Annotated in this window: 22 protein-coding genes and 2 tRNA genes; 13 read left to right on the top strand and 11 right to left on the bottom strand. The window is 61.3% G+C overall.

Annotation, left to right across the window (positions count from 1 at the left end):
* Positions 1-266: 266 nt before the first annotated feature.
* Positions 267-1,115 carry an SDR family oxidoreductase gene (locus HZB49_RS02020; protein ID WP_291608768.1) on the bottom strand — a complete coding sequence of 283 codons (849 nt, stop codon included), beginning with the start codon at positions 1,113-1,115 and terminating at the stop codon, positions 267-269.
* A 165-nt stretch (positions 1,116-1,280) separates the two neighbouring features.
* Between HZB49_RS02020 and HZB49_RS02015 the strand changes: the two genes are divergently transcribed.
* The 4 genes from HZB49_RS02015 (at position 1,281) to HZB49_RS02000 (ending at position 5,174) form a co-directional block, all read left to right on the top strand.
* The gene (locus HZB49_RS02015; RefSeq protein WP_291608771.1) at positions 1,281-1,892 is read left to right on the top strand and encodes a LysE family translocator; all 612 of its coding nucleotides are present in this window, start codon (positions 1,281-1,283) and stop codon (positions 1,890-1,892) included.
* An 805-nt stretch (positions 1,893-2,697) separates the two neighbouring features.
* Positions 2,698-3,924, top strand: coding sequence for a GGDEF domain-containing protein (locus HZB49_RS02010; RefSeq protein WP_291608767.1), 1,227 nt, complete (start codon positions 2,698-2,700; stop codon positions 3,922-3,924).
* Between the two features lie 129 nt (positions 3,925-4,053).
* A complete protein-coding gene (locus tag HZB49_RS02005) occupies positions 4,054-4,674 on the top strand; it encodes a peptidoglycan recognition family protein (protein WP_291608766.1) in 621 nt (206 codons plus the stop codon).
* Positions 4,675-4,676: 2 nt separating this feature from the next.
* Positions 4,677-5,174 carry a hypothetical protein gene (locus HZB49_RS02000; RefSeq protein WP_291608770.1) on the top strand — a complete coding sequence of 166 codons (498 nt, stop codon included), beginning with the start codon at positions 4,677-4,679 and terminating at the stop codon, positions 5,172-5,174.
* A 174-nt stretch (positions 5,175-5,348) separates the two neighbouring features.
* Here HZB49_RS02000 and rpoH read toward each other — a convergent pair whose 3' ends face one another.
* Together rpoH and HZB49_RS01990 are read right to left on the bottom strand one after the other, a co-directional pair.
* Positions 5,349-6,245, bottom strand: a complete 897-nt coding sequence (rpoH, locus tag HZB49_RS01995; RefSeq protein WP_291608765.1) for an RNA polymerase sigma factor RpoH — start codon at positions 6,243-6,245, stop codon at positions 5,349-5,351.
* Positions 6,246-6,460: 215 nt separating this feature from the next.
* Positions 6,461-7,474 (bottom strand): RluA family pseudouridine synthase, encoded by a 1,014-nt coding sequence (locus tag HZB49_RS01990; protein WP_291608764.1) that lies wholly within the window; start codon positions 7,472-7,474, stop codon positions 6,461-6,463.
* Between the two features lie 11 nt (positions 7,475-7,485).
* Between HZB49_RS01990 and HZB49_RS01985 the strand changes: the two genes are divergently transcribed.
* The 4 genes from HZB49_RS01985 to HZB49_RS30020 all read left to right on the top strand — a co-directional run bounded on the left by HZB49_RS01985 (position 7,486) and on the right by HZB49_RS30020 (position 9,119).
* Positions 7,486-7,824 carry a hypothetical protein gene (locus HZB49_RS01985; protein ID WP_291608762.1) on the top strand — a complete coding sequence of 113 codons (339 nt, stop codon included), beginning with the start codon at positions 7,486-7,488 and terminating at the stop codon, positions 7,822-7,824.
* Between the two features lie 198 nt (positions 7,825-8,022).
* Positions 8,023-8,097: transfer RNA gene (locus HZB49_RS01980), tRNA-Glu, on the top strand.
* Positions 8,098-8,486: 389 nt separating this feature from the next.
* Positions 8,487-8,669, top strand: a complete 183-nt coding sequence (locus tag HZB49_RS30025) for a helix-turn-helix domain-containing protein (RefSeq protein WP_035650343.1) — start codon at positions 8,487-8,489, stop codon at positions 8,667-8,669.
* A gap of 192 nt (positions 8,670-8,861) precedes the next feature.
* Positions 8,862-9,119: a WGR domain-containing protein gene (locus HZB49_RS30020; RefSeq protein ID WP_349643776.1), complete on the top strand. Its 258-nt coding sequence runs from the start codon at positions 8,862-8,864 to the stop codon at positions 9,117-9,119.
* 239 nt (positions 9,120-9,358) lie between these two features.
* Here HZB49_RS30020 and HZB49_RS01970 read toward each other — a convergent pair whose 3' ends face one another.
* Positions 9,359-9,553: a ribbon-helix-helix protein, CopG family gene (locus HZB49_RS01970; RefSeq protein WP_035650346.1), complete on the bottom strand. Its 195-nt coding sequence runs from the start codon at positions 9,551-9,553 to the stop codon at positions 9,359-9,361.
* Positions 9,554-9,808: 255 nt separating this feature from the next.
* On the opposite strand from HZB49_RS01970, the gene HZB49_RS01965 reads away from it, so the two are divergent.
* Entirely contained in the window at positions 9,809-10,441 is a 633-nt protein-coding gene (locus HZB49_RS01965) for a sce7726 family protein (protein WP_021077410.1), read from the top strand.
* Here HZB49_RS01965 and HZB49_RS01960 read toward each other — a convergent pair.
* Positions 10,332-11,429 carry a beta family protein gene (locus HZB49_RS01960; protein WP_021077411.1) on the bottom strand — a complete coding sequence of 366 codons (1,098 nt, stop codon included), beginning with the start codon at positions 11,427-11,429 and terminating at the stop codon, positions 10,332-10,334. The two genes, HZB49_RS01965 and HZB49_RS01960, sit on opposite strands and share 110 nt — an antisense overlap.
* Before the next feature lie 435 nt (positions 11,430-11,864).
* Here HZB49_RS01960 and HZB49_RS01955 point away from each other — a divergent pair, with 435 nt between their 5' ends.
* Positions 11,865-12,602, top strand: coding sequence for a DUF3800 domain-containing protein (locus HZB49_RS01955; protein WP_021077412.1), 738 nt, complete (start codon positions 11,865-11,867; stop codon positions 12,600-12,602).
* Between the two features lie 622 nt (positions 12,603-13,224).
* On the opposite strand, the gene istB is transcribed toward HZB49_RS01955, so the two are convergent.
* The gene (istB, locus tag HZB49_RS01950) at positions 13,225-13,968 is read right to left on the bottom strand and encodes an IS21-like element helper ATPase IstB (RefSeq protein WP_021075688.1); all 744 of its coding nucleotides are present in this window, start codon (positions 13,966-13,968) and stop codon (positions 13,225-13,227) included.
* Between the two features lie 11 nt (positions 13,969-13,979).
* Positions 13,980-15,512, bottom strand: coding sequence for an IS21 family transposase (gene istA / locus HZB49_RS01945; protein WP_021075689.1), 1,533 nt, complete (start codon positions 15,510-15,512; stop codon positions 13,980-13,982).
* Positions 15,513-15,616: 104 nt separating this feature from the next.
* On the opposite strand from istA, the gene HZB49_RS01940 reads away from it, so the two are divergent.
* Both HZB49_RS01940 and HZB49_RS01935 read left to right on the top strand, forming a co-directional pair.
* Positions 15,617-16,195 carry a helix-turn-helix domain-containing protein gene (locus tag HZB49_RS01940; RefSeq protein ID WP_291608761.1) on the top strand — a complete coding sequence of 193 codons (579 nt, stop codon included), beginning with the start codon at positions 15,617-15,619 and terminating at the stop codon, positions 16,193-16,195.
* Between the two features lie 7 nt (positions 16,196-16,202).
* Positions 16,203-16,309, top strand: a tRNA-OTHER gene (locus HZB49_RS01935).
* A 60-nt stretch (positions 16,310-16,369) separates the two neighbouring features.
* Here the strand turns inward: HZB49_RS01935 and HZB49_RS01930 are convergent.
* The 4 genes from HZB49_RS01930 to HZB49_RS30015 all read right to left on the bottom strand — a co-directional run bounded on the left by HZB49_RS01930 (position 16,370) and on the right by HZB49_RS30015 (position 21,050).
* Complete coding sequence (locus HZB49_RS01930) at positions 16,370-19,267, bottom strand: DNA methyltransferase (protein ID WP_021075691.1); 2,898 nt, start codon at positions 19,265-19,267, stop codon at positions 16,370-16,372.
* Complete coding sequence (locus tag HZB49_RS01925; protein WP_021075692.1) at positions 19,264-20,577, bottom strand: DUF2130 domain-containing protein; 1,314 nt, start codon at positions 20,575-20,577, stop codon at positions 19,264-19,266. Before HZB49_RS01925 ends, HZB49_RS01930 begins: the two co-directional genes overlap by 4 nt.
* A 16-nt stretch (positions 20,578-20,593) precedes the next feature.
* Positions 20,594-20,767, bottom strand: coding sequence for an XRE family transcriptional regulator (locus HZB49_RS01920; protein WP_365856335.1), 174 nt, complete (start codon positions 20,765-20,767; stop codon positions 20,594-20,596).
* A 70-nt stretch (positions 20,768-20,837) separates the two neighbouring features.
* Positions 20,838-21,050 carry a type II toxin-antitoxin system RelE/ParE family toxin gene (locus tag HZB49_RS30015; RefSeq protein WP_349643769.1) on the bottom strand — a complete coding sequence of 71 codons (213 nt, stop codon included), beginning with the start codon at positions 21,048-21,050 and terminating at the stop codon, positions 20,838-20,840.
* Positions 21,051-21,177: 127 nt separating this feature from the next.
* Between HZB49_RS30015 and HZB49_RS01915 the strand changes: the two genes are divergently transcribed.
* Positions 21,178-23,862 carry an AAA family ATPase gene (locus HZB49_RS01915; protein WP_021075693.1) on the top strand — a complete coding sequence of 895 codons (2,685 nt, stop codon included), beginning with the start codon at positions 21,178-21,180 and terminating at the stop codon, positions 23,860-23,862.
* Positions 23,863-24,094 lie beyond the last annotated feature (232 nt).

Here is a 24,094-nt window from a genome sequence, read left to right as displayed (position 1 = left end):
TTTGCCGAATCGAGCTGCCATTGGCCGAAAGGCGGGCAATCTCGCATCGATCGTCCAGGGAAAGCTGATCGTAACTCCGCCCCATGGCAACACCTCCCTAAGGAAGTGTTGCACTTCGTTTGTGAACTCAGGGGACCCATACGCCGCGGCGGATGTTGTTGAGGCGAGCGGGCGGACGGCTTTCTTTGAAACAACTATTCCCTGTGGTTATGGGTCCCGGCGTTCGCCGGGACGACAACGGAGTGTGCCGATGATGAGCGCCATCTTCACTTCGCCGCAGCCGCCGCCCGCTGCTTCTCGATCCGCCGCTGCAGCAGCGAGAAATACTTGCCCGGCCGGAACCGCTGCAACAGGTCCATGAATTTCGCATCGCCCCCGATCAGGACGCGCGGCGCGTTGGTCTCGATGCCCTTGATGATGGTCTGCGCCGCCACGGCCGTCGTCGTCTTGGCGAACTCGTTGTCGAAGCGCTCGATCGATTCCACCCGGCGCGCATTGTCGGTGATCCCTGCGCCGGTGCGCATGTTGCGCACGATGTTGGTCTTGATGCCGCCGGGATGCACGACCGTCAGCTGGACCGGGCTCTTGGCCAGCCAGAACTCATGCCGCAACGCCTCGGAAAAGCCGCGCACGGCGAATTTCGAAGCACAATAGGCCGTCTGGCCCGCCGGCGCGATGATGCCGAAGATCGAGGAGATGTTGACGATATGCGCCGCCTTTTGGCGTTCGAGATGGGGCAGGAAGGCGCGGCTGCCGTGCACGACGCCCCAGAAGTTGATGTTCATCAGCCATTCGAACTGCGCCTGGTCGATCTCGTTGAACTGGCCGAGCAGCGCCACGCCGGCATTGTTGATGACGATGTTGAGCCCGGGATGGGCTGACGTGGCGGCCTGCGCGAAGGCCTGGATCGCTGCGGGATCGGAAACGTCGAGGCGATGCGTCGTCACCTTGCCCCCGCGGGTGGCGAGCTCGGCGGCTGTGGAAGCAAGGCCCGCCTCGTCGCGGTCGGCGATCGCGACGTCGCAGCCGCGCGCGGCGAGCTCGATCGCCAGCGCCCGGCCGATGCCGCTTGCTGCCCCCGTTATCGCGGCGGCACTTCCGTTGATCGCAGTCATTGCGGCACTCCAGTCGGCTTGGTGAGGGAAGAATTCGCGCTGCAACCTATACGCACCGCCGGCTTTGGCAACCGGCGCGGGGCCGGCATGCTTTCGCCGTCAGGGCAGGTCATGACGGCAGCCGGGGCGGCTTCCGCCATTTCCCGCGGCGTGGTAATTGCCGGGCTGACGCTGTCTTTTCTCCTGACCACGCTGATCGTGGTCGCTTCCCCCGGCACCGGCGTGCTCTACACCCTGGCGGTGGCGCTGGCGCAGGGCTCGCGCGCGTCCGTCGCGGCCGCCTTCGGCTGCACCCTCGGCATCCTGCCGCAGATGATCGGGGCCATGCTCGGGCTTGCCGCCATCCTGCACACCAGCGCGCTGGCCTTTGCGGCGCTGAAATGGTGCGGCGTGGCCTATCTGCTCTACATGGCCTGGCAGGCGCTGCGCGAGACCGGGGCATTGGCGATCTCGGCGCAGCCCTCGCGAAGGTCGGACCGGCGGGTGATCGTCACCGCCGTCCTGATCAACATCCTCAACCCGAAGCTCTCGATCTTCTTCTTCGCCTTCCTGCCGCAGTTCATCGAGGCTGGCGAGGCGCATCCGGTCGCCCGCCTGCTGGAGCTGTCGGTGGTGTTCATGGCGATGACCTTCGTGGTGTTTGCGGCCTACGGCCTGTTCGCCGCCGCCGTCCGCGACCGTGTCATCTCGCGGCCGAAGGTTCTGGCCTGGCTGCGCCGCAGTTTTGCCGCCGGCTTTGCCGCGCTCGGCGCCAGGCTCGCGCTGGCGGAGCGGTAGGCGGAGAGAAGGCAGATAGTCTCTCTTCGTCATGGCCGGGCTTGACCCGGCCATCCACGTCTTCCTTTGCCTCGCCAAGAACGTGGATGCCCGGGACAAGCCCGGGCATGACGGCGGCGAGGAATCTTGCTCCCCCAGGAATCAAAAAGGCGGGCCGCCGCCCGCCATCTTCCAAAAATCAACTCAACAAAACCCTTGGCACCGATTGAGCGCCCGGGCAGAGCGCGCGGCGCTCCGCCCGGGCTGAAGAGCTACTTCTTACCCTTCTTGGCCTTCTTCGCCTTCTTCGCCTTCTTGGCCTTCTTCGCTTTCTTAGCCATAGTATCCTCTCAAGGGTTTAATGGATTGAACGCGACTCCGAGGCATGCATTGTGGCGGAGGGCCAACCTCGCAACATCCTCACGTACATTTCCAACAGATTCGCGGGCTGCTGCCGCGTGCTGTCACGACGCCATGATGGCGTTATCCACAGCTGTTATGCGTTTTGAGGGTCTTTTTTTGAAATTTTCCTGCGCCGCGTCGGCGCGACGCGCGGATCGATGGCGGCGCCGCGCATGCAACAAGGTTAACGCGACACCAATTTCCGCGCGTCATTTGTCTCGCATCGAAGGCGATTGAGCGCATTCATTAAAATAAAACCACGGTTCCGATTGTGCGCCTGCGGTCAGACTCCGTTAAGCCGCCGCGCTGCACCTTGCAGGCAAGACAGCGGGGCAAGACAGCGGGGATTGTCTCAGGCGGTGCACCCAACGGCGGGGCGGTCTTAACTAGGGGAGAAGGGACAATTACTGTCCCGAATTTCGCGATGCTGAGCGTTCCGACGCTTTGGACCGTACTGGTCATCAATTTCCTGGCGCTGGGCCTGATCTGGGCCTACGTGCAGCGGACCTATCCCTCGTTCGAAGCCGCCCGCTACTGGACCGGTTCGGCCTTCATGTGCGCGACCGCGGCCGCCGTGGCGACGCTGCGCGGCGTCATGGACGCATCGCTGCTGCCGCTGCTTGCCGGCGGCACCATCATGGTGCTCGCCACGTGCCTCGCCGCGATGGGCATCCAGTGCTTCTACGAGAAGGAGGTCAACTGGCAGCGGACCGCGCTCATCACGATGAACGCGTTCTTCGGCATGGGCTTCTTCATCTACGTCTATGACAACGCGCCGGCCCGGCTCACGATCTTCACCGTGGCCCAGGCGCTGCCGCTGATATTGTCGCTGAAGATGCTGCTGTCGCCGCCCGATGGCCGCAAGAATTCCGGCGCGCAGCTCGCCGGCATCGTCGTCATCCTCATCGTCACCATCTACTCGCTGCGGCTGATGTCCGGGCTGACCGGCGCCGCCGGCGGCTTTTCCTTCTCGCACTACACCCAGATCCAGTCCCTGCTGACGCTGGTGCTGGTGTTCCTGTCGATGGCGGTGAATTTCGGCTTCCTGCTGATGGCGATCGACCGCCTGCGCTCGGAGGTCGCCGACCTCGCGCTGATGGACGATCTGACCGGGGTCGCCAACCGCCGCCATTTGCTGCAGCGGCTGACCGAGGAATGCGCCCGTTCGGAGCGTTCGGGCGAGGCGTTCTCGCTGCTGGTGATCGACCTCGACGGTTTCAAGGGCATCAACGACACCCACGGCCATGCCGCGGGCGATGCCTGCCTGCAGCACTTCACCCTGATGGCGCAGACGCGGCTGCGGCCGGGCGACATGCTGGCACGCACCGGCGGCGACGAGTTCTGCATCGTGCTGCCGTCCTCCACCTTGCGCGAGGGTGCGCTGATCGCCCGCCGCGTGCTCGAGGTCTGCCGCGCCGATGCCGCCGAATGCGCCGGGAGCGAGATCCCGATCTCCGTCTCGATCGGCGTCGCGCAGTGGACGCGGACCATGGGCGCCTTCCCCGACCGGCTGATTGCCGCCGCCGACCACGCGCTCTACGAGGCCAAGCGCGACGGCCGCAACCGTCTTGCCGTCTACGACCCGTCGCCCCCGCTGATCCCCGGCCTCGAGGCCGATCCGGTCGCGGCCGCCATGCGCAAGCACGCCTGAGTCCACGACATAGCGTTTTCAAGCGAAGCCTGCCCCGGACGTGATCCGGGGTGGGCACCGGTTCGCGTCAAGAAAACGCGTCAAACCAAAAAACGTGCTAAGGCAATAGCGCCACCGGATTTCGACTTCATGAAATTTCGCCTGCCGGCGATGGCGCTCCTCGCCGTCGTTTTCTCATTCCCTGCCACGGCGCAAACCGACCTCGCGACGCTGGCGCGCGCCTCGGGCACGCCCGAGATTCCCGGGCTGAAAATGGTCTGGCTCGCGCCGTGGGGCGACGTCGCCAGGGCGCATCCCTGGAAGAACATCATCGTCCACCAGACCGAGGGGCCGGCGGGTTCGGCCAAGGGCGGCGCGGCGCTGCAGAACAGGAATCCGACGCGGCGCGGCGTCACGGTGTGGGTCGAGACCGACGGCACGGTCTACTGGGCGGTGGCGGAGGACCTGGTGCCGACCCATGGCGACGGCGCCAACCGCAATGACAACAAGTATATCGACAACCGCCCGACCTTCCGGCAGGTGCTCGGCACCAATTCCATCGGCGTGGAGTTCGCCGGCAATTTCCCCGACGTCACCCGCGGGCCGACCGAGGCGCAGATTGCCGCATGGCGCGTGCTGGTGAAGGTCTTGCGCGCGCGCTACCAGATTCCGCTCGAGCGCGTCTACGCGCACAACTGGATCGACTACAAGGACGCGCGCTATTGCGAGGGCTGCCAGCTCGCGAAGCTGGCGCGGGAGTGGGGGGAGTGACGATGACGCCCATGACGATGACGTTCATGACGATGACGGTCGCGCGGCCCATGCGCCGCAAGGCCATGGCTGCCGTGCCGGCGATCGCGCTTCTCCTCTGCGCCTCGCTGCTGGCGGCGCTGGAAACCCCGAGCAAGCCCTTCCTCGACAAGAACAGCTTCTATCTGTCCTCCGCCGGCTTTCGCGTCCAGGTCGCCAACGACGCGGCGGGCAAGAAGGCGCTGCGCGCGCTGCCGCCGCATCGCTTCGTGATCCACCGCTACGGCAACGAGGTGCGCTACCTCTATGCCGAGCCGAACCATTGTGTCTGCATCTTCATCGGCACCGAGGGCGCCTGGAGGAGCTATCGCGACATGTTGGCCCAGCCGATCGACCAGCCCGACAACGTCGCGCCCGACTACAAGACGCAGGCGAGTGCGCTGCTCTATGGCGATCCCTACGATTTCAATTCGGTCGACGAGCCGAACTCGCTCGCGCAATATCTGCGCGATTATTATTGACCACCACCCGAAACGCAGAGCTTGTAGGGCGGATTAGCGCAAGCGTAATCCGCCATTGGATGCCGGCGGATTACGCCTTGCGGCTAATCCGCCCTACGAAAACTGACTGCTACCCGAAACGCAGAAGGCCGGCGTTTCCGCCGGCCTTCCTTGTTCGATCCGCCTGTAGAACTCTCAGTGCGCGGCTTCGAGCGCCGCCTCCTGCTTCGCGATGGTGCCCTTGACCGCGGACTGCACCTTCTCGAAGGCGCGGACCTCGATCTGCCGGACGCGCTCGCGGGAGACGCCGAATTCGGCGGCGAGGTCTTCCAGCGTCATCGGCTCTTCGGCGAGGCGCCGCGCCTCGAAGATGCGGCGTTCCCTAGGGTTGAGCACGTTGATGGCGCCGCTCAAGGCCTGGCGGCGGTGATCGAATTCCTCGCTCTCCGCCATCAAGGCTTCGGCGTTGGGCGAGTTGTCGACCAGCCAGTCCTGCCATTCGCCGGCTTCGCCGTCGTCGCGGATCGGCGCGTTGAGCGAGGCATCGCCGCCGAGACGGCGGTTCATGTCGACAACGTCCTGATCGGTCACGCCGAGGCGCTTGGCGATCACCTTGACCTGGTCGGGGTGGAGATCGCCCTCGTCCAGCGCGTTGATCTTGCTCTTCGCCTTGCGCAGGTTGAAGAACAGCTTCTTCTGGTTCGCGGTGGTGCCCATCTTCACGAGCGACCAGGAACGCAGGATGTACTCTTGAATCGACGCCTTGATCCACCACATGGCGTAGGTGGCGAGACGGAACCCCTTGTCGGGTTCGAACCGCTTCACCGCCTGCATCAGGCCGACATTGCCCTCCGAGACGACCTCGGAAATCGGCAAGCCGTAGCCGCGATAGCCCATGGCGATCTTGGCCACGAGCCTGAGATGGCTGGTGACGAGTTGGTGTGCCGCGTCGCGATCGTCGTGCTCGCGCCAACGCTTGGCGAGCATGTATTCCTGCTGGGGTTCCAGCATGGGAAACTTGCGGATCTCGGCGAGGTAACGGGAAAGGCCGGATTCTCCATTGAGAATCGGCAACGTAGCTGTACGGGCCATTCAGCGCCCTCCAGATGTTCAGGCCCCCGATAGCGGCGGGCCCGGCAGGCGGCCGCTTTGTCAAAGCCGGGCGCGCTGCGATGTTCCGCGCTGGATATTCAGCGCAGGTGCAATATACCCCAAATCCGGGCCGATAGGGAAGGATTGTTGACCTCACGTCCCCGTGTGGCCGGCTTAATCTTTTGTAATAATTGGCGTTTTCCGGTCGCCCTGCGTCATGGCGCCGCGCGCAGGGTTTTCTCCAATAGGAGCAAATCCTCCGGCAAAGCCGTTTCCCAGTGCAGAATTTCTCCGCTTCGGGGGTGCTCCAGGACCAGCAGGTAGGCGTGCAGCGCCTGCCGCCCGAGGGCGGAAAGCGCCGCCTGGGCCTCCGGCCCGAGGTGCCCGGCCTTGGTCTTGAAATGGGGTCCGTAGACCGAATCGCCCAAAAGAGGATGCCCGATATGGGCGAGGTGCACCCTGATCTGGTGGGTCCGCCCGGTCTCGAGCTGGCAGGCCAGCAGCGAGGCCACCGGCTTGCCATCGCGGCCACAAAAGACCTCGCGGATCTCCCAATGGGTGACGGCCTCGCGGCCGCCTTCGCGCACCGCCATCTTCTCCCGCGCAAAGGGATGGCGGTCGATCGGCGCATCGACGGTGCCGCGCTGCCGGTTCGGCACCCCCCAGACAAAGGCGAGATAGCCGCGGCGCATCTCGCCGGTGCGGCCGTGGTCGGCGAATTGCGCCGTGAGCGAAGCGTGCGCGGCGTCGTTCTTGGCGACCACCATCAGGCCCGTGGTGTCCTTGTCGAGCCGGTGCACGATGCCCGGCCGCTTGACCCCGCCGATGCCGGAGAGGCTCTCGCCGCAATGGGCGATCAGCGCGTTGACCAGCGTGCCGGTCTCGTGCCCCGCCGCGGGGTGCACGACGAGGCCCCTGGGCTTGTCGATGACGATGATGTCGTCGTCCTCGAACACGATATCGAGCGGGATTTCCTCTCCCTTGGGCTCGGGCGGGACTGCCTCGGGCACGTCGATTGTGATCGAATCGCCGGCGCCGACATGATAAGCGGGGTCGCGGACGGGGGCGCCGTTGGCGGTCACTGCACCGGCCAGGATCAGCGCCTTCAGCCGCGAGCGCGACAGGTTTGCGCAGCGCGCCGCCAGCACGCGGTCCAGCCGCGGCGAGCCTTCGTCGCCCGCGACCGTGACCTGAAGCCTCTCACCGCCGTTTGTAGAAGTTTCCTGCAAAGAAGAACCTTATGACCGAAGCCGCCATTCCCGAACCCACCCCCGAACAGGCCGCGCTGTTTGCGCGGGTGCGGCGGATGATGCTGATCGCGGGCGCCACCACGGGCATCGCGGTCGCAGCCGTGCTGTTCGCCGTCGGTTACCGCCTTTTCAAGAGCGAGGGAAGCGTGACCACCGCCGCCACGGACGTCACCGCCGCCCTGCCGAAAGGCGCCCGGATCGTCTCCACCGCGGTCGCCGGCGACCGGCTGGTGGTGACGCTGGATGTGGGCGGCTCGGTCGAAATCCGCACCTTCGACGCCAGGACGCTGAAACCGGCCGGAAAGCTGAAATTCGTCAGCGAACCCTGAAGGATTCTCGTCATTGCCGGGCCTGACCCGGCAATCCATCGCCTTCGTAAGCAGATGGATGTCCGGGACCCGTCTCCGCCAAGGCTACGCCGGGCCACGAATACGCGAGGCCGGCGAAGCCGGCAAGCTTGGGCATGACAAAATAGAGCCGCCCCGCCTTGCAGCAGGCCCATTTCAACGCTATTGCCTGAGGCGCACGCTCCCTTCGTCTAGCGGTTAGGACGCGGCCCTCTCAAGGCTGAAACAGGGGTTCGATTCCCCTAGGGAGCGCCAGCAAACTCAGGTACTTAGGTAGCCATCGGCCTCGTTCGTTGAATAATGGTTGAATAAGACGCTGGTGAACAGCGGCGAACGCTTGGGGAATTTGCCGCCGACATCAGCAGACCATTCTCGGCGCGATGCCTCACTGTGGCTGGCGCATTCGCGAAAATTTCCTCGTCGCCCTTGGTGTCCGGAAATATTCAAACCATCGCTGTCGTGCGCTGTCGTGCGCGAGCGCGCTCGGGTGCTCGCATTGACGTTGCTCGTTGCACAATCAACTCTTGTCCTGTCGAGCCTTGTGCGAATTGGAGAGCTACGTGAGATACAATCGACGAGAGAAAACTGGCGGTCAACAGTCACAAGTCAGTCTATTCGCTCCGAAAGCCGCAGAATCGAGCACGATGCCATTCGCCCAGCGGCTCACCTGCACGATTGACGATGCATGCGAAGTGACCGGCTTGGGACGTACGAAGCTTTATGAGTTGATAGGAGCTGGGCGTATCGTCACGACAACGATCGGACGTCGGCGACTAGTACTGGTGCGCTCACTTCTGGCGCTCCTTGACGCCAACATGTCGAACTAGTGGACGTGCGACTTAAGGAAACAACCTCAGCTAGGCTGAACTCGGTCCATTCCGCCTGTCGCAACTCGCCAGATCGCACAAAGACCAGCGGAGGCAGTTTCAGCGCATAAGCGATTGCACAAGAGTCGAGTTCATAAGGCATCATGACGTATTTGTGCGCTGGGTGGATGTAACGATCGCGAGAAGGAGGGTATGCGTGAAATCTGCACTCTTCTTGTGTCATGCCTCGACCGAATCCTGGGCACTGCAAACCCAAAAAGAACAGAAGAAAATAACATGACCGCAATCATACTGACCCGCGTCGATGAGTGCAGGCATATGGCGCGCTACTACAAGCTGGATATTAAGCCCACGCTGTTTGGCGAGTGCTCGCTTGTGAGAAGGTGGAGGCGCATTGGGCGTGCCGGCACTGTTCGGATCGAAACGTATTCGTCCCAAGGGCCGACATAGCTATGATTTCAAAATAGGCGCAAAGCAGAAGCGAGGCTATCGGTGAAACAGTCCGAAGTGAATTGGAGAGCCGGCATTTTCCATCCCCTACACTCCGGAACAATCGCCCAGGCTACCGGGCGGTGACCTGAGCATTTTGCTCGAACGTGATCCCAGTTAGGCCAATGTGTAGCCGATAGCCGCTGTGGGCAGCCACCATCACCATCACCAGCAGGGCTACCAGGGCCGCCAGTCGGTCTTTATTCAGTTTGCCCGGATCGTTTAAACCGTTCGGGGTCATAGTGTAGCTCTGCCTTTCCGGACATCACCTCTGGAACCAGCCGCAACGCGGCGTCGATTACCTGCGAGCGGTTCATGCCCAGCCGGCTGCACACCTCATCCAGTTGCTTGAGGCGTTCGTCCGAAAGTCGAACTGAAATCACGCGCTTGGTCATGTCCAAAACATACGGGCAATTCCTAAATGAAAGCTTAAGTATGTAATACGCCGTACGCGGACGGGACTTGCCGCCATCTGTTGCCGGGAGGACTCGGGTCACAGCTTTTTGCCCGCTCTGGCCGCAAAGCGGGTGGTCATCGCGGCTTCTTCGGCGCTATTGTGATTCGATGAGGTCGATCGCTAGCGAAGATTCAACGGTTTGTTGGGCTGTATCGCGGCATATTAGGGCCGCGCCCCTCCTGAGGATTTAGTCGTGCGAGATCGGGATGTCAGACAGGCTCTGCACCGAAAGGTGCTGAAAGAGCATCACGGCGACGCCGACACTTTGGTGCTCGACGAGTTGGGCCTGCGTCATGGCACCTGCCGGGTCGATATCGCCGTCGTAAATGGCTACCTGCACGGTTACGAGATCAAAAGCGATTCAGACACGCTGGAACGGCTTCCCGCCCAGATCGCCACTTATGGGCTCGTCCTGGACCGGGCGACGCTCGTTGTCGGCGAGCGCCATTTGGAGAAGGCGAAGCCGCTGATCCCGCAATGGTGGGGTATCAAGGTCGTGACGGCGGGACCGCGTGGCGGCATCAGCTTCGAGACTGCGCAGGCCTTTGCGCAGAACCCCACCATCGATCCGCTCGCCCTGGCCGAATTGCTCTGGCGACCGGAAGTCGTTGAAATCCTCCAGGAGCGCGGCGCACCGCCGGCTTTGCTCAGAAAACCGCGCGGCGTTCTCTACAAATACCTGGCCGAAACCGTCGACCTGCAGGAGCTTCGGCCGCTTATTCGGCAGCGACTGAAAGCGCGTGCGCGCTGGCGAGGTCATCGACCACCTTCGTCAGATGCCGGTTCGTCGACACCCACACCCACGTCGACAGATTTCCCGTCGTGACGGTGCCTGCCGCGCAGTCCGCGATATAGGCGTCGCCGGCCGAGAACGCGCGGCCACTGAAATAAGGCAGGGCAACCAGCGTCGCGCACATCTGCTGGTACTGGCCGAAGCCGTGGGTCCGTACCGGCGTCCCGCGGGCGACATGCCAGTGGTCGGTGATGGTGTAGCGCAGCTTCGCGAACGGCTTAATCATCCGCATGTCGAGCTCGACCAGGTCAGGGTGGGCGACGGCGTAGTCCCCGAAGGTCGGTATCCGCGTCTCGTGACCGATGGTTGCGATGAACGCGCGATAAGCCTGCCATTCATGGCGCGGCAGCAACTGGTACGGCGCGGCGATGTTCGCCACCGAGTTCGGGTAGGACGTGCCGGCGATGGTGACGGTGCGCCATTGGTTGAGCATGGGGACCCGGGCCATCAGCGTCTGCATGATCGTCACCATGATCGCGATCGGCACATAGGTCGGCGTGCCGAGATCGATCACCAGGTCGCATTCGCCATAGCCGTCCGCCATGGGGCGCAGCAGGTTCTCGATGTCGGCCTGGAGATTGTGCCGGTCGAAGTCGGGAAGGGACAGGCGCAGGCAGACGCCGCGCCGGTCCTGCCGGGAAACGGTGGCCACGGCCGCCAGGAATGCGGCGTCGTTTGCGAAACTGACGACCGGGATGGCCGCGCAGCCTTCGGCGCGGGCAGTCTCGAACAGAACCTCGACGCAGTGGCGTCCCCCAGCGCATCGGGTCGCCGCGGGCAGGTGCTTCAAGTCAACAAAGCAGGGCCGGGCCTGCCACTTGGATTTCAGGCGCTTGCCGAAGTCGCCCAGGTGGTCGTCTGCGCTCTCCTTGTTCCGCTGCGTCTCGAAGTCGAACCCGACCGGGGGGATTTCGAGGAGGGGGGTGATGCGGTCCTTGACCGGCCCCGCCAGGCGGCTGAGCGCCTGGTACTCTCCCATTTTCCATTTCAAAATTGGCACGTAATGGCGATGATTGAACACAAAGGCCTCCAGAATTGATTACAAAATGGCGTCACCACAATCAGGCTGGCATTTATGTAGACAATTTTGATGGAACTGTCAATCGGCTCCCCATTTTGTTGCGAAATTTTGACTGCGGTCCCAAAAAGCTCGCCATGAAGGGCCGGCCCACGATGGACGGTGCATCGCGGAATAGCTCGCATTTTCAACGGGCTAAATTGGGAAAAGAGGCCCGGAGCGGATGCTCGATCGGGCCTCTCTAAAAACTTGCGAGAGTATGCAAATGAGGACCCAAGCGGGCGTACGTCTAACCTCTAGCCTTTCGAGACATCCTGTCCCTGTAACGGCCGCTGGTTTCTCGATTGGGTCAAGCTGCGAACGGCTCCGTGCTCGAATAGCGGTCGATTATGAGCCAGCCAAGCTGGCCCCAGCGTCGACTTGGGGTAACGTCTCGCCATGAATTACAGCGAATACATTGTCTACATCGACGAAAGCGGCGATCACGGCCTCACCAACATCAACCCGGATCACCCGGTTTTCGCGCTCGCCTTTTGCGTGGTCGAAAAGGCCAAATACATCGAAAAGATCGTGCCGGCTTTCCAGCGGTTCAAATTCGACTTCTGGGGCCATGACAGCATAGTGCTGCACGGTCATGAAATCCGCAAGGCGACCGGCGATTTCAACATCCTGCTAAATCCTAACACGCGGGCATCGTTCATCGACCGGGTAACCCAGCTGATCGGCGACGCTGAATTCACACTCATTGCCGCGGTCATCGACAAGGCTAAGCACGTCAAGAAATACAGCGACCCGGCGGACCCCTACAGCATTGCCCTGGGCTTCTGCATGGAGCGCCTGCAGCGTTTCCTGATCGACAAGGGCCAGGCGAACGTCCAGACCCATTTGCAGGTCGAATGCCGTGGCAAGACCGAGGATGCGAAGCTGGAGCTGGAGTTTCGCAGGATCTGCGACGGTCAAAACGCCGTCGGCAAGATGCAGAACCTCGAAATCCGCTTCATGGACAAGAAGCACAACTCGACCGGCCTACAGTTGGCTGACCTTGTCGCACACCCCATTGGGCGCCACGTCATCAAGCCAGATCAGCCCAACCGGGCCTATGATGCCCTGAAGTCCAAATTTCGGGCGAGCCCTAACGGCAAGATCGAGGGCTACGGCTTGAAGATTTTCCCCTAGCCCAAAAAGCGAAGGGCCCCGGTGTTCACCGAGGCCCAGCGCCGATCGAGCATTCCCAATCCATTTGATCCCTAAATAGGACGTTTTGTCCTAAAAGTCAAGGTGTCCCCGAGACCCTTGCGTCTCCCCCGGGAGACCCCAAAATCTAGGCGGGGCGACTTTAAACACTTCCCCCCGGAAGACCGGCCCGCCCTCCAAAAAAGGATACGCATAATCACACGTCATTCCCATACGCCCATTGCAGCATTCCAATACGCATAGGGGGAGGGCTCCAGGGTCTCCCCGGCGAAGTTGCGCAACGGCGAAACACGCTCATATTGGCGGCAACACGTTGTTTCGGGAAAACACTATGTCGAACACAGTGCGGATTCCGACGAAGTCGCCCGGGTGTACCGATATGAAGTCGCCCGGGGATTCCGAGACGATGTCGCCCACCTCTCCGATTTGATCTCGCCCGGGGGCGAGGCGTTCTAGCTGCTGAGGTTCTCTGGCATTGGGCAAGCCGCACGGTCAACTGGAATCGCGGCTTGAGCTTGTTGTGTTTCTGTTGCGTTTGCTGTGGGCATGTGGGCAACGCCTTGGCGTTGTCCAAGCGCAGCGGCATGTCCACAGCGTCACGGGCTCAGGTCTTTCGGGCGGATTGCCGGGTTCGGCGCAGGCTCTCGCCAGTAAGGTCGAGCCGATGGGCATTGTGGACGAGGCGATCGAGCACGGCGTCGGCATAGGTAGGATCTCCAATGAGCACATGCCACTGGTCCACGGGGAGCTGGCTGGTGACGATGGTGGAACGATGACCATAGCGATCTTCGAGGATTTCCAGGAGGTCGTGACGGGCACCAGCGTCGAGCGGCTCGAGCCCCCAGTCATCGAGGATCAGCAGATCGACACGGCCGAGCCCGCGCAATAGGCGCGGATGGCGACCGTCGCCGCGCGCGAGAGCGAGGTCATCGAACAGCCGCGGAACACGTTGATAGAGCACGGAGCGATTGTCACGGCAGGCCTTGTGGCCGAGCGCCGAGGCGAGCCAGCTCTTGCCGACGCCGGCCGGGCCGCAGATCAGCAGGTTGGCATGGTCATCGATCCAGCGGCCCTCGACAAGCTTGGCGAACAGCGGGCGGTCGAGGCCGCGCGGGGTGCGGTAGTCGATGTCCTCGACGCACGCTTGCTGACGCAGCTTCGCATAGCGCAGGCGGGTGGCGAGCCGCTTATCGTGGCGCAGTGATGCTTCACGTTCGAGCAGCAGCGCGAGCCATTCGGCGTGACCGAGGCTTGCGGCCTCGCCGGTTGCTTCGATATCGACGAAGGCATTGGCCATGCCGTGGAGGCCGAGGGCGTTGAGGCGGTCGAGGGTCGGATGGGTGAGCAAGGGATGGTCTCCTAGTTGTAGTAGCGCGGTCCGCGGATGTTGGCATGCAGGATCGGCGCATCGTCCGCGGAGCGCTGATGAGCGGGACGCCGATCGAGATTGTTGGCGAGGATCGATTTGACCGAGCCGTAGGTGCGCGCGCCGATGTCGATCGCCCGCGCAGCCGCGGCGTCCAGCCGTCCGCGCCCATAGGAGCCGGCGAGCCTGAGGATGCCGAGGCAGGCGCGGAAGCCTTGCTCGGGGTGCGAGCGCTCGTCGAGAATGAGGTCGCACAAAGCGCTGGTCGCCGGCCCGATCGCGGCAGCGTCCTGTCGGATGCGCGCGATGGTCCAGCCGGCGTAGCGCCGATGGCTGGAGGCCATGTGCTCCGGCACGGTGGTGTGTTTGTGATTACCGCTCATGCGCTGATGCGCGGCGATCCGCTCGCCCTTGTGGAAGATCTCTACGGTGCGGGCAGTGAACCGCACCTCGACCTCGGCGCGCACAAAGCGATGCGGGACGCTGTAGTAATGCTTCTCCACCTCGACGTGGTAATCGAGGCTGACGCGGCGGATCCGCCATTCGGCGAGTACGTAGGGGCTCGCCGGCAATGGCTTGAGCGCCGGCCGATCGACCTCCTCAAGCAGCCGGCGGCGCGTCACGCCGAGCCGCCGGATCGGCCGCTCCTCGTTGAGCCTGGTGAGCAGCTCGCCGATCGCCGCATTGACCTCGGCCAGGCTGTAGAAGGTGCGATGACGCAGGCGGCCGAGCAGCCAGCGCTCGACGATCAGGACGGCTTGCTCGACCTTGGCCTTGTCGCGCGGCTTGCGCGGCCGGGCCGGCAATATGGCGGTGCCGTAATGCGCCGCCATCTCCGCATAGGTCCGATTGATCTGCGGGTCGTACAGGCTCGCCTTGATGACCGCGACCTTGGTGTTGTCAGGCACCAGCAGCGCCGGTATGCCGCCGATCGCCGCGAAGGCGCCAACATGAGCGCTGATCCAGTCGGCGAGCCCCTGCGTCCACGTCGCCTGCGCGTAGGTAAAGCTCGAGGCGCCGAGCACGGCGACGAAGATCTGCGCCATTCTGCGCTCACCGGTGAGACGATCGACCACCACCGGCACGCCGTCGCCGGCATAGTCGACGAACAGCTTGTCGCCGGCTGCGTGCGCCTGGCGCATCGTCACCGACAGGCGGCCCTCCCAGGCGCGGTAAAGCTCACAGAAGCGCGAGTACCGGTATCCGTCGGGTTCGGCGGCGATGTACTCCTCCCACAGGATCGACAGCGTCACGTGCTTGCGCTTGAGCTCGCGGTGCACGGTCGTCCAATCAGGTTCGGCGATGCGGCGGTGACCCTGCCGGTTGCCATTGCCGGTCTTGGCGAACAGGCGGAGTTCCAGGGCCGCGTCCGTGAGCTCGTCGGGCAACGGCCAGGTCAGACCCGCGGCCTCGAACCGCCGGATCGCCAGCCGCACCGTCGAGGGCGCCGCTCCTACCCGTCGCGCAATCTCGCGGCTCGGCAGACCGGCCGCCTTCATCCTGATCACATCGCGCACACGGCGCATCGCAAGCCTCTCCGTCGGCATCCAGGGTCCCCCTTCGCAAAGCCGAAAGGGTTGACCTATGGGAGCCAGAAGAGGCCTCGTCACCCGGGCGACATCATCCCGGAATGGTGGGCGACATCATCTCGGAATGGGTGGGCGACTTCAAATCGGAATGGTGGGCGAGATCATCTCGGAATGCTGGGCGACATCGAGCGGAATCCGCAAACACAGCACCAGCACCGGAAGTTACCCAGCTTAAGGTCAACGAAAAGAAGTGGACCGCCACCTTGATGAAGGCCGGGTGGACGGTCCTGCCGAACGTCATCTTTGAACGCCAGCGTGCCCTGGGGCTGGATGCGATCGACATCAACATCATCCTGCACATCGCGTCCTATTGGTGGACGGCAGAAGGCAAGCCGTTTCCGTCCAAGCGAACCATCGCAGCGGCCATGGACATCGAACCGCGGACCGTTCAGCGCAGGATTGCTGCCATGGAAGCGGCTAGACTAATCAGGCGGGAAGAACGGCGCAGCTCAGCAAACGGTAGCCAGACCAATGTCTACCACCTGGACGGCCTGATCGCGGCCGCCAAGCCATATGCGCTCGAAAAAATCCAGGAGCGTGATGAAAAGATTCAGGCAAAGGCCGCAAGGGCAAGCAGGAAGGGCAAGCCCAAGCTTTCGGTTGTGAAGGGAGGGGCCTAACCAGCTTCGCGCCGTAGCTCAACCGGATAGAGCCCTGCCGTTCTTTGAAATCCTAGCTGACACTTGGAGAGTAGGGGCAGGAGGTTGCAGGTTCAAGCCCTGCCGGCGCGTCCATACCCCCGGTTTTTAGTTCACTTTGAATCGTGCAATCGTATTTGCGATTGCACGGTCGTCCTACACCGTGAGTTTGTCGGTCGTGACCAAGTCTTTCAGCTTCTTTGCTGACGGCGGGATTCCAGGCCCAACGACCGGCTTGCCATCGGCTTCAGCCGAGGCGACAGCTTCGTTCAGCTCCAGCAGTGCTTCCAACACATCGGCCTTCTTGGACATGCCGTAAGCGTCGCGTACGGCGTCGTCCAGCGCTTTATGTGCTTTCTTCAGGGCGTGTTCTCCGGGCCCTTCGATCGCCCGATATAGCTCTCGTAGTGAAAGCTCATGCTTCGCCCGCAGATGTGATCGCAAGCGCCGCACCTCGACCGCCCGCTTGGCGACGAGGCGAACCGCCTCGGTTGTCGGCTGCTGAGGCCAGGGGAAGCTGTCGAAGACGGTATCCGACGTATAGCGAAAGTCTGCCTTCAGCGTTGAGCAGCGATTGATGAACCACTCCCAATGGATGCCCGACTGGAGGATACCGAAAGAGTAGTCATCTTCCAGCGCGAACACGCTCAGTGCATCATTCGGATGAATGGCCGTCGAAACAAATTCGAAGATCGGCCGGTGTGTGACCCGTGCACATACGATGTATCGCGACAGCGGGGCGAGGGTCCGCATCAGGTCTTCGCGCGGGTAGGACATCAGCCACCAGCGCTTTAAAAAGTTTTCGTGGTGCTTGTTGACCTTCGCCTCGGGATCGTCGTCCAAGGCTTCCTTATTTCGTGCACGCTCCTTCTTTGCCGCTTCCTTCCGTGCGGGGAGCACCGTCTGCTCCAGATGCTCAAACGGTTGCTTGAATGCCTTGGCCTTCAAAAGATCGCGCGGCTGAAAGTCGATGACGTATCTGCATTCGAGTTTGTCTACAGCGCCGAGGAAGTCGTCGGCGATCAAGAACGGGAAGAGCACCTGCGCGTTCGCCTTGTTGGCCTTCATCATCGCTTTCGCTTCGGTCGGCTCTAGAAGGAAACCCTTGTGACCGTGTGTCTGACCCTGGTAGCAGCCGCCTTTTTCAGCGTTCGCCTTGATGCGTTCCGCTTGGCTCACGTCAGTCGAAAACGAGAGCGAGGTATTGATCTCTTCCAAATCTTTGTAGTCCCAACCCCCGGCGGGGTCGTTTCCCGACTGGATGTATAGGCGTTTCTTGCCATCGTCCTCGCCCTTTACCCAGTTCACGATCGATACGTGGACGACCGCGTCGCCTGACCACGGCATAGTCGAGACCGCTTCGGTGATCGTGCCATCATGCTTGACGATATGGTCAAGGCCGCTGATGCGGGAATAATTCTGGCGAATCGTGTTTGTGCCGACCAGGCCCGCCCTCTGACCCGGCTTAAGCTGGTCGTGCGCTTTCCTAAACCAGTAGACGCAGTAGTCGGCCCGTCCGTCGATATCCGGAAAAGCCCCTCGAATAGTGTTGAGATAGGCGCGTCCGAATTCTTGCTGGGCCTTGTTCTTGCTCTGGTACGGCGGATTGCCGATGATCGTATCGACCTCGGGCCATTCTGACAGCAGCGCGTCACGGCACAGGATATTTCCGTCGAGATTGTCGAGAGGAAGAGCATCATCTTCCGCCAAGGGCAATTCGATCTGGTCGCGCTCCAGAACATCGGCGGCCTCGTTCAAGGCGAGCTTTTTCGCGAGCATCAGCGTGACTTTTGTAAGCTCGACGCCGAAAGAGTCCCGATCAACGCCAAAAAATTGACGAGGACTAATGAGTGACGTGGCCTGGGCCTGCTTCTGAATGGTCTTCCAGCTGAACTCTTTGTCCAGCCTGGCCATGAGTCTGATTTCGAGGCGTACCATCTCTCTGTAGGCGACATAAAGGAAATTGCCGCTGCCACAGGCCGGATCGAGCACACGGAAGTTGAGGAGCGCTTTTCTAATCTCCAACAGCTCCGTCATTGTCTTTGCGGCGTCAATACGCTCCCGCCAGGGGCGCACGATCGTAGGCCCGACGATCCGTTGAATGTCGGCCTCGTGAGTGAAATGCGCGCCATAGGCGTGCCGTTCTCCCTTATCCATGCTCTGCTGGAAGATGGTGCCGAAGATCGCTGGATTTATCTTGGCCCAGTTCTGCCAAGCGGCCCCTTCATCCTTCTTGCCGAGCAGCTCCAGCTCTTTCTTGGTCAGCTCGACGGGCGCAACCGTGGCAAAAAGACCGCCGTTGAAATAGGGAACGCCTTTGTAGCGACCGCCCTTGGCAGCTGTCTTGTTGTTCATCTGCTGGAACAGGCCGCCAAAAACATCGTATGAGTTTTGCCCGTGCTCAAGGCAATCCTGCACCAGTCTCAGGGTCGTTCCGGCCGGCATCATGTCGATGTCTTCGGCAAACATCGCGACGACCGCCTGCAACACGAAACGCTGCGCCTGCTCTCGCGGAACGCCGCGTGCGACCATCGATCGGAACAGCTGAGCGACCTTTGCTGCAGCAATACGCGAAACCTCTTCGCGGTCGTTGCCGAAAAGAGGGTCCGGATTGTCCGCGAACAGGAAGTTTAGCGCCGTGTAGCGGTTCGGCAGGTCTTCGAGCCGCACGATATCCACGGGCTCGTTGAGCTGCTTGTCGAAATCGTAAATCCAGAACTCTTTGAAGTTGCACAGAACGACGTAACGAGGGCGATTGGGAACCGCGTTCAGCCAGTAGTCGAAAGCCTGTTGGTAATGAAGATGCAGCTTTTCGCTGCCCTTCTTCATTTCGATAAGAAGTCGCGGCTTCCACACCAGGTCGGCGAAGTTCGTTCCTTTGCCTGAAGCCTTTTTCACTCGGTATTCGAGTTCGGCACCGGCCTCTTTGTAACCCTTATGGCCGAAAGCCTGGAATAGCCGGTCGCAAAAAACCTGAGCTTCTCCCTTCTCGTCACCCTTCAGGGTTTTTGCGTAAGCGACGAATGCCTCAATTCCCTTTGCGAGTTCGCTCATCCCGCTTTTCTCTCGGTGTCAGCGTCATGCTCCAAAAGCTGCACATCTAGGCTCGGAATCTCCGGCATGGCCTTGCCGGCGATGGCCTGAAGGTCTCCGACCATGCCAACCGTGGAGTCGACGACCGCCAATATCTGCGTCTCGCGCTTGGCCCACTGGCGCCCCATGAATTTGCGTTCCCTATCGAGATCGTCGCGCATGTCGTTGAATTTCTCGACTACGGCTTCCACCCGCTGCTTGAATTTGGTTCCGGTCAGGTAATGGTAGACCTGCTCCATCTTTGTCTGCTGCCCTTGCTGGACGAGACGAGAGCTGCTCACGTCGACCAGCGCTTGGCGCAGAGCGACGGCAACCGGCAAGGCACAGCGCGGGTGAGCCACCCATATGCCGTCAACCAGGTCAAAATGCTCAATGTGTTTGGGCAGGGTATGAGAAACGATGAGCGCCACATCGGCCCCGGAGCGGCGCTGATCGTCGCGCAACTTGGCCAGCCACCCATCGCTCCAGGCTTTGGTGCGCTTGGTCTCCCACAGGATGATGCCAGCAGGCTGGCCAAGCTGGCCATTGACCTGCTGGATCATATCGGCACCAAGTTCACCCTTGCCGACGGGCTCAATGACGTCCATGGGAAAACGGCTCTTCAGAAGTTCCTCAAGCTCAAGTTCGAGAACCTCACCCTGCGACTGCTGCGATCCTTGCTCGGCCTTACGCTTCAGCTCCTCGATGGTCCGCGTCATCGACTCTATGGTCTGGTCTTTCTCCGCAACCCGCAGCCGTGCGGCCTCATCGGCTTCCTGCCGGGCTTTTGCGTGAATCTGGTCGACCGACGCTTGGACGCGCTTTTCGATGGTTAGATCGAGTTCACGCTTTTCCTCATCGAGCGCCCGCTGCTTGCGCATCAGCTCGGCCTGGGCCTGCTGCGCTTCGGCAAGCTTGAGGTTGTTGGCCTCCAACGCTTGGCGGAGCTCGGCCGTCTCATCTGCCTTCGCCTTCAATTCGGCTGCGGCAGCTTCGCGCGCCTTTTTGGCCTCAGCGGCAACCAACTGGCTCCTCTCCGCGGCCAGGCGTTGCTTGACTTGGTCATCGAGCGTTTCCCGATCCTTAGCGAGCTGTTCGCGCTGCTGGCTCAGCTCCTCGGATTTGCGCGCGACCTCGGCATCCTTGCTGGCAAGCTGTTCCTGAAAACGTTGGCGAGTCTCCGCGAGGAGGGGGGCCGCCAGTGACTCCGTCAGCCGGATTTCGTAGTTGCAATTGGGGCAGTTGAGGAGGGGTTCGTGCGCAGTTCCAGCCACGGTTGCTTTGAATGACATGAACCCCCCAGTACCTTTAGGCCGGAATGAACGTGATCCGGCCGGCCTCGCCGCGCTTCCTGTGCGGCTTTACCGTTATTTCGACATCCTGGTCGAACGCTGTCAGCATCCGCATCAGCTTTTCCACTGAAACCAGCTTAAATTGACCCCGGAGCAGCTTGGATAAGTCAGGTTGTTTCATTTCGACCAGTCTAGCGGCTCGGTCTCCTTTTGTTGCCTTATAAATAGACTCGGCGTCCCGCAGGCGTTGCCGAATCAGGTCAACGTGCCTTTGCGGTGTGGCAATTCCCCTGGTGGATTTCTTCTGAAACGCGTGCAGGACGTACAGGACCCTCCAGCCGCGTTGTGTAGGCCGTCCGATAGGTATCGCCGTCAAAGTTGTCGCGAATCTCCAGTACACCGCTGAAGCCTTTAAGCGGCTTCGCATTGCGCGGATGTTCGCCGAGCTGCGCTTCAAAAAGGGACTGGCCGATCTCGCTTCAGGCGGCCACGGGGAACGGGGTGCCCCCAGCCTGCAGCTTGACAATACAACCTGACAGACATCCACTGCACAATCCATGATTTTATCTATCTATACCTACAATCGGTATTGGGGTGGCCATGACAGGCGACAGCGATTTATTTGATTGGTGTGCGGCACGTCCCAGCTGGCAACAGGAAGCCATCCGGCTCTTGACCGCCAAGCCCAAGCTGGACGCTGAAGAACTCGACCAGCTTGAGGAGGCAGTAAAGAGGGACGCAAGGATCGCTGCGGGAACGTCGCCGGTCTGGCCTGCCTTGACAAAGACGCATCTCAAGGCCGGCAACAAGTTCGCTCCCGTCACCGTTCTGGGCTCGATCGGCCCGCTTCGCAACATCGACCGTCTGGCGGCGGGGCAACCACCGATCAAGTTTGCTATCAATGGCATCACACTCATCTACGGGGCCAACGGTTCGGGCAAGAGTGGCTATTGTCGCGTCGCCAAGAAAATCTGCCACTGTCTGCATGACGTGACCTTGCGCGGCAACGTGTTCGAGCCGGCCTCAGCCGATCCACGCGAAGTCACCCTGACCTTCCGTGTCGATGGGGAAAAGGCCCGTACCGTCGTTTGGGATGATCGGAATGCGCCGCCGCCCGAACTGGGCCGCATATCCGTCTTCGACAGTGATGCGGCCGGGCTTTATGTCGACGCTGAGCGCAACATCGAGTTTTTACCCTTCGAACTCGCACTGCTGACCAATCTCGCTGAGGCGGTCCGCACCCTAGACGGGCGCTTCAGGGCCGAAGAGGCGCGATTGGTCAAAGCCCACCAGGCCCCATTGCCGCAGGGATATGACAAGCCCACGAAAATCTCGACCATGCTGGCAAGGCTGAAAGCTGACGAACAGCTACCAGACGAGGCTTCCATGCGGTCTTTCGCCGTGTGGGAGGAGAAGGACGAGGCTGATCTTCAGGCAATCAAGCTGGAGCTGGGGAGCGACCCGGCACTTGTTAAGAGGGTCAAGGAGGCGGCCAAGTCAGCGGTCGATACGTTTGTCGCCGATGCGAACGCTATCTTTAAGGCCCTCGGCAACGATGGCCTAGCGGCCCTGAAAGAGGCGCGGCAGAAGGCTGCTCAGTCACGGGACGCCGCGAAAGCAGCCGCTTCCGCCCTTGCAGCTGAATCAGCGGTCCCGCAGCTGGGCAGCGATACTTGGCGTCAGATGCTGATGTATGCGCGCGATTTTGCGGCCGAAGCGTTTCCCACCGTTGAGCCGCCCCAGCTGGCTAATGCCAATACGTGCGTGCTCTGTCATCAGCCGCTCGATGCGCAGGCACAAGAACGCTTGGCCGCTTTTGATGCGTATGTTGAAGGCCGCGCCAATGCCGACGCTGAGGCCGCCAAAAAGGATTTTGGCGAAAGGGCCAAAGCGATCCTCGACCTCAAAATCGTTGGCGGTCAGGACATCAAGGACAAGCTGGTTAATTTCGTCGAAGCATCGAAACCCCGCCAAGCGCTGGTGGATCGGCTTGACCAGTTTTACACCGCCAGCCAAGAGCGCCACAGTCTTGCTTCATTAGCCATTAAGGCCGTCGACTACGCGAGTCTTGGTGGTCTCCCAGATCTAGACCGCATTGTGATCGACGATCTGGTGGCAGAAGCCACTGTCCTCGCGAAAGAGATCGACGACCTGAAACCGACGCCGGATCAGGCCGCCAAACGCATTCAGCGTCAGCAAAAGCTCGATGAACTTGAAGCGCGGAAGAAGTTCTCCGCCGATATTGAAACGTTCGTGGCGCGGCGCAACTCGCTTGAGCTGCTGGTCAAGACCAAGGCTTGCACGACAGCCTGTTCGGTGGCCGGCATTACGTCGCTCATTACGCGTATGCGGCGCAAGGTTTTGACCACATCCCTGCAAAATAGCCTTCAGGACGAGATCGGCGCCCTCGACCTCGGGCATCTGCCGCTAAAACTGTCTGACCGGGGAGAGGTGGGCAAGAGCAAAGTCCAGATCGGGCTGGAGGCGAAGCAGAAGGTCGGCAAGAACAGCGACATTCTGAGCGAAGGGGAAAAGCGCGCACTTGCTCTGGCAGGCTTTCTTGCCGAGCTGAAAGAGGTCGGCGTGAGGCACGGCATCGTCGTTGATGATCCGGTATCGTCGCTTGACCACGCCCGGATGGAGGCGGTTGCAAAGCGGCTGGTGAAAGAGGCAAAAGCCCGTAGGCAAGTGATCATCTTCACGCACAACCTGTTCTTTCATCACGCCGTATTCGAAGAAGCTAAGGATATGAAGGTCCCCCTGCGGCAAGAATGGATTGCCAAGCATGGTGACGGACGCTTCGGCATTATCGATGACGGCCAGCAACCGTGGGTTTCGATGAGCGTTACAAAGAGGCTTCCGATCATCGATGGTCTGCTCAAAGCAAAGAAGCCAACGTATTCGGAAGCCGACGAGGCCGAGCGATCGTTTGTGACTAGTATCTACACCAAGATGCGCGAGACCTGGGAGCACACCATCGAGGAAGTTCTATTCGCCGGCGTGGTCGGGCGATTTCGACCAAACGTGGCCACCATGCAATTAAGAGCAGCCCATGTCGACAAGTCGGACTATGAGACGGTGTACGCTGGAATGACGCGGTGCTCCAAGTACTCCGGCCATGATCAAGCCGCAGGCGTCCCCGCCGATCTACCCAAGTTCACGGAGATCGAGGCGGACTTTAACAAGCTCAACTCATATGTGGTTGCGGCGAATACCCGCCGGAAAAAACTCGAGGACGAAGGCCGCAATTCTGAAAAGAGTCCGATGCCAGCTGACACTCTTTGAAGCATGGGTCATTGACCCTCGGGCGGAATTCGGTCACCGCAAATGCCGCAATCTTTATGAGCTTCCGTGCGCGGAATAACTCTGGTTTGTCCGCAGTTCGGGCAGGAAGCCTTCATGCCTGCCGGCACGAAAATTGGTTCCGGCTTTTTGACTGGCGGCCAACCCTTGTAGGTGCCGGGTACAAACCGGACTTGCCACTGACGATCCTCGTTCTTTCGGACAGAATAGCCGT

The organism is Bradyrhizobium sp. (assembly GCF_016219575.1).
Lineage (GTDB): Bacteria > Pseudomonadota > Alphaproteobacteria > Rhizobiales > Xanthobacteraceae > Bradyrhizobium.
This window is presented reverse-complemented; position numbering and strand designations above follow the sequence as displayed.